Origin of the sequence: Falsochrobactrum tianjinense, from assembly GCF_019100495.1 — a bacterium.
Classification (GTDB): domain Bacteria; phylum Pseudomonadota; class Alphaproteobacteria; order Rhizobiales; family Rhizobiaceae; genus Brucella; species Brucella tianjinense.
In genome coordinates, this window is the sequence record NZ_JAHRVA010000001.1 from 589,372 (window position 1) to 602,267 (window position 12,896).

Below are 12,896 nucleotides of genomic sequence, written 5' to 3' on the forward strand. Positions count from 1 at the left end.
TCGACGCGGGTTCCCTTTGCGCGTCGTAACTGTTTTCCGGCCGCGATCTTTTTGGTCGCTTATGCCGGTTGCAAACAGGATGACATATTTTTTCAGAAGGTCAAATTTTTTATCATCTGGTCAATAATAGCAGCAATCACCCCGCCGCGATTGCTGCGCTGGAAGCGGCCAGCGCTATATTGGCAAAGAAGCGATCGGCGATTCTGCGCGCCACGGAGCCGAGCAGCTTCGTGCCAAGCTGGGCGATCCTGCCGCCTGCATCGCCGCGAATGGCATAGGAAAGGATTGTTTCGCCCTCCGCCTCATCCAGCTTTACGTCGGTCGCCCCATGCGCGAAACCGGCGATGGAGCCTTCGCCCTTGCCGGAGATGGTGTAGGAAAGCGGCGGGTTCATGTTGGAGAGTTCCAGAATGCCGTGAAAGCGCACATTGATCACGCCCAGCTTTACCTTGAGCGCGGCCCGGATTTCCGTGTCCGAAATGCGCTCCAGATCCTCACAGCCTGGAATACAGGCTTTCAGCGTTTCGATATTGTTCAATGCATCCCATACGGCCTGTCGGGGCGCTGCGATTCTCTCTTCTCCGGTCAGATCCATGCTTTACTCCCGATGGGATCAATCTAAATTGATGCATACGCAATGTCGGAACTGCATCCAAATTAAAAATTTCGTCATTTTGGTGCTGCAAACTCTGGCAAGAATGCTCTAATACCGCAGATTAAATCGATTTGATTTTGAGGAGTAGCATAATGGCACGAGACGCGGCGAAGCTTGAAGTGACGGTTGCAAAGCTCAAGAAACATTGGGCGGAATCCGCGCCGCAGGATATGCGCGCAGCCTTTGCTTCCGATCCCGGCCGCTTCTCGCGCTATTCGCTGGCGCTTGACGATCTTTTGTTTGACTGGTCGAAGTGCCGCATCAATGACGAGACGATTGCGCTTCTGACCGAACTGGCGCAGGCCGCCGATGTCGAAGGGCGGCGTGCCGCGATGTTTGCGGGTGAGCATATCAACAACACCGAGGACCGCGCCGTGCTGCATGTGGCGCTGCGCGATACATCCTCAAAAGAAGTGCTGGTCGATGGGCATGATGTATTGCCCGATGTCAAAGCGGTTCTCGATCGTATGGCTGAATTTTCGGAGGGCATCCGTTCCGGCGCGCTCAAGGGTGCGAATGGCAAAAAGATCACCGATATCGTGAATATCGGCATTGGCGGTTCCGACCTTGGTCCCGCTATGGTGACGCTGGCGCTCGCGCCCTGTCATGACGGCCCGCGCGCGCATTTCGTTTCCAATATCGACGGAGCGCATATAGCCGACACGCTGGAAAAGCTCGATCCGGGGACCACGCTGGTCATAATCGCTTCCAAGACCTTCACCACTATCGAAACCATGACCAATGCGCAGACGGCGCGCAAATGGGTGGCGGATGCGCTGGGCGAGGCGGCGGTCGGCGCGCATTTTGCCGCCGTTTCCACGGCGCTCGACAAGGTTGCGGCCTTCGGCATCGATCAGGATCGGGTTTTTGGCTTCTGGGATTGGGTCGGCGGTCGCTATTCGGTCTGGTCGGCCATCGGCCTGCCGGTGATGATCGCCATCGGGCCGGATAATTTCCGAAAATTCCTCGCTGGCGCCCATGCCATGGATGTGCATTTCCGCGATGCGCCGCTCAAAGACAATCTGCCTGTCTGGCTTGGCCTCATCGGCTATTGGCACCGCGCGATCTGTAATTATGGCAGCCGTGCGGTCATCCCTTACGACCAGCGTCTGGCGCGTCTGCCCGCCTATCTCCAGCAGCTCGATATGGAATCGAACGGCAAGAGCGTAAGCGTCGAAGGCAAGCCGGTTTCGGGCCCTACCGGCCCCGTCGTCTGGGGCGAGCCGGGTACAAATGGCCAGCACGCCTTCTTCCAGCTTCTGCATCAGGGTACGGATACGATCCCGCTGGAATTCATCGTCGCCGCCAAGGGCCACGAGCCGCAGCTCGTCCACCAGCATGAAATGCTGCTCGCCAATTGCCTTGCCCAGTCGGAAGCGCTGATGAAAGGCCGCACGCTTGATGAAGCGCGCGCGCAGTTGCAAGCGAAGAACCTGTCCGGACCGGAAGTGGAGCGCCTCGCGCCGCACCGGGTTTTTTCCGGCAATCGCCCGTCGCTGACGCTGGTGCATGATCAGCTCGATCCCTATGCGCTCGGACGCCTGATCGCGCTTTACGAGCACCGCGTCTTTGTCGAAGCGCAGATTTTCGGCATCAACGCCTTCGATCAATGGGGCGTGGAGCTTGGCAAGGAACTGGCAACCGAGCTTCTGCCGGTGGTGTCCGGCAAGGAAGCTGCCAGCAGTCGCGACGCCTCGACGCAAGGGCTGGTCGCGCATTTGCATGCGCGCCGCAAAGCCTGATAATAACAAATACAAGCTGGGCGCTTTGCCCGGCTTTTCTATGGTTTAAATGGGAACGATAATGAAGACTGAAATCATCGAGTTTGCTGGCGATGTACCGGGCAATGCCATCGAATTGCGCGTGCTGCGCTTTGCGGGCACGGATGCGCAAGCGCCGACCGCCTATCTGCAATCCTCGCTGCATGGCGGAGAACTGCCGGGGCAGGCGGCCCTTCATTTCCTCGTTCCCATGTTGAGACAAGCCGCCGATGAAGGCCGCATCCTTGGCAATATTACGGTCGTCCCGCAGGCGAATCCCATCGGTTCCGCCCAATGGCAGGCGCACCAGCATCTGGGCCGTTTCGAGTCTTTTTCGGCGGTCAATTTCAATCGCGCTTTTCCGCTTCTGCCGGATTTCAGCACCTCCGAACTGCCCGCGCCCGACGCGCCGGTGGCCCTTGTCCAGCGCCTCAAAGCTGCGCTGCTCAGGCTTGCCCTGCCCCATGATATTGTGCTCGACCTTCATTGCGACGATGAAAGCGAAAACTATCTCTATATCGCCGATGAATTCGTTGAGGACATGAAGGATCTTGCAATCGCCCTCGGCTCGACGGCGATTCTCGCCTGGGATACGACCGCAGATGCGGCCTTCGAGGAAGCCTGCGCGCATCCTGTGCTGCAACTGCCTGCTGATCAGCGCAATATGAAGCGCCGCGCCGTGACCACGGTTGAATTCCGTGGCCTGAGCGATGTCTATGCCGATATGGGCAAGGGTGATGCGGAAGGGCTTTACAAATTCCTCGTTCATCGCGGTGTGGTCCGCGATGAGAGCGTTAAGCTTGATCTTGATTACAAAGGTCTGGTAACGCCGCTTGAAAATGTCGAAATGCTGCGCGCGCCGGAAGGCGGGATGGTACTTTACCATGTTTCGCCCGGCGATGTGGTGGAAGAAGGCGCAAGGCTGGTGACGGTGGTCACAAAGCCCGGCGAGCCGGAAGGCGACATTACGCTGACCGCACCGCAGGCTGGCCGCATTCTGACACGGCGTTCACTGCGTTATATCCGCCGCGGCGATGATCTTCTCAAGCTGCTGGGCGCAAAGCCCTCGGCGATCAAAAAACGCGCTGGTGCGCTTGAGGCATGAGCGGAACATTGTTGCCGGAACGGCTTGAAAACATCCGTGCCATCCTGTTCGACAAGGATGGCACGCTGATTGATTTCGACCGCACATGGTTTTCGGTGTCGTGGCATCTGGCGCAGCGTGCGGCGGATGGCGACGAGACACGCGCGCGTTCGCTGCTCGAGGCGGGCGGCTATGACTGGCAGGCCCGGCGTTTTCGCCCCAATTCGGTGATTGCGGCAGGAACCGGACTTGACATTGTTTCGCTCTGGCATCCGACTCTGGCAGGCCGTAATTTTACGGACAAGCTGGCAGAATATGACGCCTATTGCGTGGCCGAAGGTGCGCGCTCGGCGGTTGCCATCGAGGGCTTGCGCGAAACGCTCCAGACCCTGCACGAGATGGGCTACAAGCTCGGCATCGCCACCAATGATTCAGAGGCAGGCGCACATGCTACCGCCAAGGCGCTCGGCATTGATGGATTTTTCGATGTGGTGATCGGCTATGACACGGCGGCGCGGCCAAAGCCTCATCCCGATCCACTGCTTTATTTTGCGCGAGAGACCGGGCTGAAGCCCGGCCAGATCGCCATGGTCGGCGATAATCTGCATGATCTGGAAACCGCACGCGCCGCAAAAGCGGGGCTGGCGATAGGCGTGCTTTCGGGCAACTCCCCGCGCGAGGTGCTGGAGCCTCATGCGGATCTGGTGCTGGATTCTATTGCGGCCCTGCCTGCTTTATTTAACCCCGTTGTTTAAGCGCGCAATTCGCGCCTGAGGATTTTGCCGACATTGGTCTTGGGCAAGGAATCGCGGAACTCCACCTCGCGCGGTCGCTTGTAATTGGTCAGCCGTTCGGCGCAGAAGGCCTTTACTTCGTCGGCTGTGAGACTGGGATCGCGCCGCACCACGAAAAGCTTCACGACTTCACCGGAATGCTCGTTGGCAATTCCAATAGCCGCCGATTCCAGAATACCGGGATGTTCCGCCGCCACTTCCTCGATTTCATTGGGATAGACGTTGAAGCCGGACACGATGATCATATCCTTCTTGCGGTCGACGATCTTGGTAAAGCCGCGCTCGTCCATGAAACCCATATCGCCGGTGCGGAAGAATCCATCCGGCATGAGGGTGCGGGCGGTCTCGTCGGGCCGATTCCAGTAGCCGAGCATGACCTGTGGCCCGCGCACGCAGATTTCCCCGACTTCACCCAGCGGCAGGTCGTGGCCGTCATCGTCGCGGATGGTAATTTCGGTCGATGGCATGGGCAGGCCGATGGTGCCGCTGAACTCCGTCGCATCAAGCGGATTGGCGGAAATCACCGGTGATGTCTCCGACAGGCCATAGCCTTCGGTAATATGACAGCCGGTCATTTTCGCCCAGCGTTCCGCAACCGGGCGCTGCACGGCCATGCCGCCGCCGACAGTAAGAACCAGTGGCTTGAAGTCGAGTGCGGCGAAATCCTGATTGTTCATCAATGCGTTGAACAGCGTATTGAGGCCGGGGAAAATATGGAACGGATATTTCTGCAATTCCTTGACGAAGGCCGGAATATCGCGCGGGTTGGGAATGAGAATATTGCGCGCGCCCAGCTTGAGGCCGATCATCGCATTCACGGTCAGCGCGAAGATATGATAGAGCGGCAGGGCGCAGATGAAATGCAGTTCCTTCGGCTTGCCCTTGTTGCGGAACGCCACTTCCAGCCATATCCGCATCTGCTCCATATTGGCAAGGATATTGGCATGGCTTAGCATCGCGCCCTTGGAGATGCCTGTGGTGCCGCCGGTATATTGCAGAAAGGCGGTATCCGAACTGTCCACCGGCACCGGGTCGAACGATTCGCTGCGGCCCTGTGCCAGGGCTTTCTTGAAGCGGGTATGACCGGGAATATGCCATTCCGGTACCAGCTTTTTCACGTTGCGTACGACGAAATTGATGATGTGGCCTTTCAGGCCATGCATGTCGCCCATGGAAGCAACAATGATATTGGATACGTTGAGTGACGGCAGGGCCTTTTGCACGGTGGCGGCAAAATTTTCCAGCACGATCAATGCTTTGGCGCCCGCATCGTTCAGCTGGTGCTCCAGTTCGCGCGGCGTATAGAGCGGATTGACATTGACGACGACCAGACCGGCCCGCAGCGCTGCCGTGATGGCGACCGGATATTGCAGAATATTGGGAAGCATGATGGCGACGCGATCGCCCTTGACCAGCCCGCGCGACTGAAACCACGCCGCAAGCCTGCGTGAATGCTCGTCCAGCTCCTTATAGGTTAAATCCTTGCCCATGCAGGTAAAGGCAGGCCGATCCGCAAATTGCCGGCAGGCATTACCGATCATGTCACCAATGGAACCAGTTTTACTCAGGTCGATCTCATGCGGAACGTCTTTGGGATAGGATTTCAGCCAGACTTTCCCACCGGCAGATTTCGTCGCAATTATCGCTTCAGACGAGACAGTCTCGAATGCCGCTCCGTTTTCTCCGCCGGCCTTATCTGGAGTGGTATGACCTGAAGTCGTTTGCGATGCTTTTTCCGCCATGTATTCTCCCCGGATTGCCCCATCCGTTGCCAACGGCGTAATCTGCCGCCTTTTTCCATTGCTGCCCCATTGAGACAGTCTCCTCAAAATCAATTTGGTCGACTTTTATCTTATGTGCAATAGTTACATTGACGTAAGCGTAAATTTAAATCCGATCTTTCCACTCTCCACATTTTCAGGCTTTCAGAATGTCGAGGTGATGCTGCTGACGATCGCCCACAGGATTATGGCGGCAGGCACAGTCAGGCAGGCGAGAAATATGCCGAAAAATACATAAAGCGCTTCATTTGGCGAACGGCGAGTCCGTTCGGGTGCTTTATGCCAATAGCCACTGGTATCGATATACATTGATTACTCCTCCTTCTCCTCAATATTGATTATTGAACGAAAGAGAGATTCTGCAAAGCAAATAAATCCATGTACTTTTTAAGAGGATGTGCTAAGAAGCGGTCGAAAATTATCCTGTATAGATAAAATTCTCCGTCTAACTCCTACCATTTCCTCTGCAATTATTTGATATGAAATAATTTTACTTTTATAATGTAAGTATCGAATAGACAGAAGTTTCAAAAAATATTGAAAATTCGCTCGATGATTTTTTTGATGCGGCAAAATAACCCAAGAAAAACCGTTCAATAGAAGCTGGTTGGAAAATAGCGCAGATAAAGCTCTGTCAGGATGCCTTTTTCTTGCAGGGCCTGGAGCGCATTGTTGAAGGCTGCTGCCAGCGGCGCATTTTCCTGACTCACAGCAATTACGAGACCTGGACCAAGATATTGCGGGGCCAAATAAGGACCATCGGTAAAGGTGCAGCATTCGCTTGACTGCGGGCTGCCGAGCCAGAAGGAAAGCGCCATTCCATCGTCGAACACGGCTTCCACTTCGCTTTTTTGCAGGGCGGCGAGCATGGCGGGACGATCTGGATAGGGCTTGGCCAGGGCTTGCGGAAAATAGCTTTTCAGCAATTCTTCGTGGGCGGTTCCGGCGATGATGCCTATATTTTTTCCACGCACGGCTGTCGCAGCCGGTTTTTTGAACGTCTTTGCCTTTGTTGTCGCAAAGCGCGCAGGAAGGCGTATATAAGCGCGTGTGAAGGCGAGCTTTTTCCGGTTCTGTCGAGTGGGCCCCAGTCCCGCGATAATGGCTTCGGCCCCGCCCTTTTCCAGGCGGTCTTCCATCTCATCCCACGGAACCGCCTCGATCTGGCAGATGTCGTTCAGTCCCATCTGGCTGCACAGTGCCTTGGCGAGGTCGACATTATAGCCCGAAAGCTGCCCGGCATCGTTGAGCATGTTGAAGGGCGGGAAGTCGAGCGTTGTCAGAAAACGAAGTCGGCTGACCCCCTGCAATGACGGCAGCGGCAGCCTCTCCTTCTGGTTGAAGAAGTCAGGCGCTCTGGGATCTGTCTGGGCCTGGGATGGCTGACTCCCCAAAAGCCAGCCAAACGCAACCGCAATACTCAGCAAGAGATATTTCATCGTCGCCTTGTATAAGGCATGTCCGATAATTTCGGGTTAATACCATTTTTGAATTTCAGATACTTTTACAAAAAGTCCCTATTTCAATTCCAAGTAAAACTAAGTAATACTACTTATAGATTCTTATAAAAGGATTCTTTAATATAATAATAATGGGGAGTGTTAATGTATAGAGAAATAATAATAGGTTCAATAGTCCTTTAGTTGTAGTGCGGGGGGTACTATGAAGATCAGAACGATCAGGTTCGATCAGGGGATATGCAGCGCGCTATCCGCCAGATTGGAACGACGGGGCGTGGCGCGTGAAAACATTACGCGGGCTTATGAAGCTGCAATTATAAATGGAACAAGCTTTTGCGAGGAGATTACGCATCAGCCGGATGTGACCGAGACGCTATTTTATGAAGTGGTGGCGGATTATCTGGGGTTGCCTTTTACGGATGAAATATCGCCGTCACGTATTTTTGTCTCCGGTGAGGAGGCACCCTCTATCTTCATTGAGGCCGGACAATTCCGGGTGGTAGAGCCGGGCGGCTCAACATTTCTCTATATCGCTCCGACGGAAAAGCACATTGCCAGATTGCGCGACCACTTGCGTGGTTCTCCTGATCTGCGTGAGCGGATCAGGATCTGTGCGCCATCGCTACTCAGACAGATCATAAGAAAACGCCATCAGAAAGAGCTGGCTTCCAGGGCGCATGCGATGACGCCGCAACTCTTTTCCGCGTCGCGTGTGCTTGAGACGCCGCAAGCTTTCTTCATCGCTATGGCGCTCTATGCTTTTGTCGCCAGTATCGTAAACTGGCCTGCGCAGACGACATTGACGCTGCACGTCAGCATGACATTGTTCTTCTTTGGCTGCGTCCTTATACGCCTGTTCGCCGCTTTATCCAGCCGCCGCTTGCAGTTTCCGCAGATCATGCCGTTCAGGCAGCGCGATCTGCCGACCTATTCCGTTCTGGTGCCGCTCTATCGCGAGCAGGCCGTGATCGGCCAGTTGGTCGCGGCCTTGCAGAGGCTGAACTGGCCAGCCAGCAAGCTCATATGCGAAAAGGATGATTTTGATACATTGGCGGCGATTAGGAGCCGGAAACTGCCGCCGAATTTCGAACTGGTTCTGGTGCCGCCGGGTGGGCCGCGCACCAAGCCCAAGGCGCTCAATTACGCCTTGCAATTCGCGCGCGGCGAAGTGGTCGCGGTTTTCGACGCCGAGGATCGCCCACATCCCGATCAGTTGCTGGAGGCATGGCAGGCTTTTCAGCACGGCGGCGGAAAGCTTGCCTGCGTACAGGCACCGCTCATTATCGGCAATTTCCGGCAAAACCTGCTGACCCGCATGTTCGCATTCGAATATGCGACATTGTTCCGGGGACTGTTACCATGGCTGGCCTCGCAGGGGCTGGTCATTCCGCTGGGTGGTACATCCAATCATTTCCGCCGTTCCTGTCTTGAGCAGGTTGGCGGATGGGATGCCTATAATGTCACCGAGGATGCCGATCTGGGCATACGTCTTGCCCGTTTCGGATATAAAATCGGTGTCATCTCGCGCGGCACGGTCGAAGATGCACCAGAGGATTATGCGGTCTGGCATAAACAGCGCACCCGCTGGATCAAGGGCTGGATGCAGACCTGGCTCGTTCATGGGCGAAGGCCTCATACGGCCTGGCGCGAGCTTGGCGGGTGGCGCTTTTTCGTCAGCCAGGTTTATACGGTGGGCATTATCGGCTCGGCACTGCTCCACCCGTTCATGCTCATGACGCTGCTGGTGCTGTTCATCTTGAGCTTTTTCGGTCCGCTGTCGCCGGGGAGCTTGTGGCTTCTGCGCATCGATCTGCTCAATATACTGATGGCCTATATGAGTTTCCATCTTCTCGGGACGCGAACGATGGAGCCGACAGAATTGGGAGGCTACGCCTATATCTTCGCTATACCCGTCTATTGGGTGCTGATCTCGCTATCGGCGTGGCGGGCTTTGTGGCAGTTGGTGCGCAAGCCGCATCTGTGGGAAAAGACCCCGCACCAGCCGAGCCTGTTTTATGTGCCGGACGCGGAGGATTTGTCCATATTGGAGGCAAGGAATGCGGCCCCGCGCCCGATAATGGACTCATCTTCCGGGCCGATCGCTTCAAGATCGCGCCCACTATAGGGCAATGACAACAAGATGTGCCGGATTGCGGCGAGTCTGGCGCGTCTTTTGTCATTGGAGCGGACGATCGTCCAGGACGCATAGGGCATGTCCGTGCGCTCCAGCATCGCATGCAGGGCAGCGGAATAATCGTCCCATCGTGAAATGCCTGCAACGTCCATGGGGGAGAACTTCCAGCTCTTGAGCGGGCTGTGGCGGCGCTCATGGAAGCGCTTGAGCTGCATTTCCTGCCCTATGTCGAGCCAGAATTTGAAAAGATGAATGCCTTCGGTGATAATCATCCGCTCGAAATCGGGTGTCTCGGTGAGAAATATCTCTACCTGCTGCTGGGTGCAGAACTCCATGACCCGCTCGACTCCGGCGCGATTGTACCAGGAGCGGTCGAAGGTGACAAATTCGCCGGATGTGGGAAAATGCTGCGCATAGCGCTGGAAATACCATTGCCCGCGCTCGGTTTCGGTCGGGGCGGGCAGGGCCACGTTGCGCGCGGTGCGCGGATTCATGAATTGCCGGATAGTGAAGATTGTTCCGCCCTTGCCAGCCGCGTCCCGGCCTTCAAAGACGCTGATGATGCGCCCGCCAGTATCTTGCAGCCAGTGCTGCAGCTTGACCAGCTCGATCTGGAGGCGCTCCAGCGTTTCCTCGTATTCACCTTTTTTCATCCTGGAGGAATAGGGATAGCCGCCCGACTCCAGCGCATAATCGTCGATCCATTGGGGAAGTTTTGGCTTGTCTATGTCGAATTCGCGAGTTTCGCCTGCGATCTTGAGCTTGATCGGCTTGACCGACAGCTTTTCGCCATTTGAAGGCTCCTTGTCGCCCTTTTTGTTAGCTGTCTTTGAACTGTCACCCACGGCGAGCTCCTTTCGTTTATATCAAAGCATGATATGGGCTGACAGGCAGGTTCGTAAAGGTGGGCTTGCTCAGTATTGGCCCGGTTTGAGCAGGGTTTGAGCTTGCGTGATGCTGCAACGACAGAGAGAATGCAGAATGAATGAAAATACCGACGAGTCCGGCCCGGAGCCGGTAGCCCCGGATGGCCTCTTTGTCCCCCTTCGTCGGGTCAGAGGCGTGCTGATTGTCAGTATTGTGCTGTCTTTGTGCATCATGCTGCTGGAATTACCCTTCTTGTTTCGTGTGGCGCTTATGATCGTCATCATTGTGGGTGCGGTCTGGGTGGCCGCTACCACTCATGACGAGGAAGTCACCGGCAAGCCGGAAAAGGCGGAAGTAGACAATGAAATGGCGGGCGTGTCCGGAGAACGCTTGGCCGATATGCTGTCGGATCCGATGATCGTTTTCGACCATCGGGGAACTGTCCTTTTTGCCAATACATCGGCGCTGGATGCGTTTCAGCCGCTGGAAAAGGGAACCGGTCTCTATCTGCGTTTCCGTGCTCCGGAAATGCATGCGCTCATTCAGGGTGTGATTGCCGATGGCGCGCCGCGCAGCATAGACTTTTTTGAACGCGTGCCAATCGACCGCTGGTACAAGGCTATGGTCAAGGCGCTGCGCAATGCGGAAGGAAAGCCGGAGCTTTTCGTGCTTTTGTTTCGCGATCAGAGCGAGACGCGCCGCATTGACCGCATGCGTTCCGACTTCATCGCCAATGCGAGCCATGAATTGCGTACGCCCCTTGCCTCGCTGCTCGGCTTTATCGAGACCTTGCAGGGGCCAGCCCGCGACGATGCCGCTGCTCGCGGCCAGTTTCTGGAAATCATGCAGAAACAGGCCGAACGCATGTCACGGCTGATCGATGATCTTCTGTCCTTGTCACGGCTGGAAATGCGCGCCCATCTGGCGGTCAATGAATGCGTGGACATGACGGCGGTGCTCAACCATGTGGCCGATACGCTCACCCCGCTCGCCGATGGACTGGGCGTCACTATAGAACGCCACCTGCCGGACCATCCGGTTCATGTCACTGGCACGCGCGATGAACTGATACAGGTCTTCCAGAATCTTGTCGAGAATGCCTGCAAATATGGGCAGGACGGCAAGCGCATCATTTTGAAGCTGGAGGAAGAAGAGAGTGAAACCGCATCGGACGCGGTGGTGTCGGTACAGGATTTCGGCCATGGCATCGCCGCCGAACACCTTCCGCGCCTGACGGAACGCTTCTATCGCATCGATGTGGAAACGAGCAGGGCGCGCAAGGGCACCGGGCTTGGACTTGCCATTGTCAAGCACGTTCTGGCCCGCCATCGCGGGCGGCTGGTGGTGCGCTCGCAGCTTGGCGAAGGCTCGACCTTTATGGTGCGCCTGCCCAAGAGGAAATAATCGCCTTTAAAAATGGGTCTGCTCAGGCTGTTTCAATGAAAATTCTTCAAAAGAAAGCCCCGGAAGCATTTCCGCTCCGGGGCAGGGAGGAATGTTATTGGCCGCTCAGCGCGCGCGGCGGCGCTCCGATGTCGGCTGGAAGGCGAGGCGCGAATGATAGCTGCAATAGGGGCTGGATTCGCCGGATTCGCTTCCGCAGAAATGGAAGTCGTCATTGAGCGGATCACCGATGGGCCATTTGCAGGTGCGCTCGCTCAGTTGCAGCAGCGACAGGCGGCGCGAGATCGGTACGACGACATCGGACTGCGGACGCATTACGGTCTCGGAAACGGCATCAGCAACATATTCCATCTGCAATGCGGTGGCGCCGACGCTCTTGGTGACGGTGGCGGTGCGCATGGTGGTGGTCGTCGCCTGCGGCCTGTTGTTGTTCTGGCTGGTGACGGAACGCGGCGTTGCCGCAGCAGCAGCCGTATTGACTTTCTTGCTGCGCGGGGCTGCGGTCGTGGTTTTTCCACGTCCCGAAAGCTTGAGACGGTGCACCTTGCCGATCACCGCATTACGGCTGACGCCGCCGAGCTGGGCAGCGATCTGGCTTGCGCTCAAGCCTTCGTTCCATAATTTCTTTAGCAGTTCGACGCGCTCATCTGTCCAGTTCATCGCCCTGGGCTCCAATCAATTTTCGTTATCCGGAATCCGTCAGTGTTCCCGGATCGCTCCAGGCACAATACTATATCTATCCGGGTGACTAGGTCTGTCGCACGAAATGTAGTCTTTAACTTTAATAAAGAAACTACATTACCGAACGACTCCATGACAAGGGATAGCCCTGCCAGGCGGATTCCATTTTTGTGGTTTTCCCCAACTTGGGTGCCAAAGACGGTTTTTCTGAGTCGATTTTGCTGTTTTGAAAGCCACTTTGCAAGAAACACCTGGCCGGGAAAACGTCTGGCGTCT

11 protein-coding genes are annotated in these 12,896 nt (G+C 56.0%); 5 read left to right on the forward strand and 6 right to left on the reverse strand.

All coding sequences use genetic code 11. From position 1 onward, the window contains the following. Positions 1-136 precede the first annotated feature (136 nt). Positions 137-595 carry an SRPBCC family protein gene (locus tag KUG47_RS02760; RefSeq protein WP_217676409.1) on the reverse strand — a complete coding sequence of 153 codons (459 nt, stop codon included), beginning with the start codon at positions 593-595 and terminating at the stop codon, positions 137-139. A 152-nt stretch (positions 596-747) separates the two neighbouring features. On the opposite strand from KUG47_RS02760, the gene pgi reads away from it, so the two are divergent. The 3 genes from pgi (at position 748) to KUG47_RS02775 (ending at position 4,254) form a co-directional block, all read left to right on the forward strand. Continuing rightward, positions 748-2,397, forward strand: a complete 1,650-nt coding sequence (gene pgi / locus KUG47_RS02765) for a glucose-6-phosphate isomerase (RefSeq protein WP_217676411.1) — start codon at positions 748-750, stop codon at positions 2,395-2,397. A 61-nt stretch (positions 2,398-2,458) separates the two neighbouring features. Beyond that, the gene (locus tag KUG47_RS02770; protein WP_217676412.1) at positions 2,459-3,520 is read left to right on the forward strand and encodes a M14 family metallopeptidase; all 1,062 of its coding nucleotides are present in this window, start codon (positions 2,459-2,461) and stop codon (positions 3,518-3,520) included. Continuing rightward, positions 3,517-4,254 (forward strand): HAD family hydrolase, encoded by a 738-nt coding sequence (locus tag KUG47_RS02775; RefSeq protein ID WP_217676413.1) that lies wholly within the window; start codon positions 3,517-3,519, stop codon positions 4,252-4,254. Before KUG47_RS02770 ends, KUG47_RS02775 begins: the two co-directional genes overlap by 4 nt. Here KUG47_RS02775 and KUG47_RS02780 read toward each other — a convergent pair. The 3 genes from KUG47_RS02780 to KUG47_RS02790 form a co-directional block, all read right to left on the reverse strand. After that, positions 4,251-6,035, reverse strand: a complete 1,785-nt coding sequence (locus tag KUG47_RS02780) for a long-chain-fatty-acid--CoA ligase (protein ID WP_217676414.1) — start codon at positions 6,033-6,035, stop codon at positions 4,251-4,253. The two genes, KUG47_RS02775 and KUG47_RS02780, sit on opposite strands and share 4 nt — an antisense overlap. Positions 6,036-6,218: 183 nt before the next feature. Then, positions 6,219-6,383, reverse strand: coding sequence for a hypothetical protein (locus KUG47_RS02785; protein WP_217676415.1), 165 nt, complete (start codon positions 6,381-6,383; stop codon positions 6,219-6,221). Positions 6,384-6,667: 284 nt separating this feature from the next. Next, a complete protein-coding gene (locus KUG47_RS02790) occupies positions 6,668-7,513 on the reverse strand; it encodes a transporter substrate-binding domain-containing protein (RefSeq protein ID WP_217676416.1) in 846 nt (281 codons plus the stop codon). A 223-nt stretch (positions 7,514-7,736) separates the two neighbouring features. Between KUG47_RS02790 and KUG47_RS02795 the strand changes: the two genes are divergently transcribed. Continuing rightward, positions 7,737-9,659 (forward strand): glycosyltransferase, encoded by a 1,923-nt coding sequence (locus KUG47_RS02795; protein WP_217676417.1) that lies wholly within the window; start codon positions 7,737-7,739, stop codon positions 9,657-9,659. Here KUG47_RS02795 and ppk2 read toward each other — a convergent pair. Continuing rightward, positions 9,548-10,513 carry a polyphosphate kinase 2 gene (gene ppk2 / locus KUG47_RS02800; protein ID WP_217676418.1) on the reverse strand — a complete coding sequence of 322 codons (966 nt, stop codon included), beginning with the start codon at positions 10,511-10,513 and terminating at the stop codon, positions 9,548-9,550. The genes KUG47_RS02795 and ppk2 overlap by 112 nt on opposite strands. Before the next feature lie 136 nt (positions 10,514-10,649). Here ppk2 and KUG47_RS02805 point away from each other — a divergent pair, with 136 nt between their 5' ends. Further along, the gene (locus KUG47_RS02805; protein ID WP_217676419.1) at positions 10,650-11,939 is read left to right on the forward strand and encodes an ATP-binding protein; all 1,290 of its coding nucleotides are present in this window, start codon (positions 10,650-10,652) and stop codon (positions 11,937-11,939) included. A gap of 105 nt (positions 11,940-12,044) precedes the next feature. On the opposite strand, the gene KUG47_RS02810 is transcribed toward KUG47_RS02805, so the two are convergent. Further along, entirely contained in the window at positions 12,045-12,599 is a 555-nt protein-coding gene (locus tag KUG47_RS02810) for a GcrA family cell cycle regulator (RefSeq protein ID WP_217676420.1), read from the reverse strand. Positions 12,600-12,896: the final 297 nt, after the last annotated feature.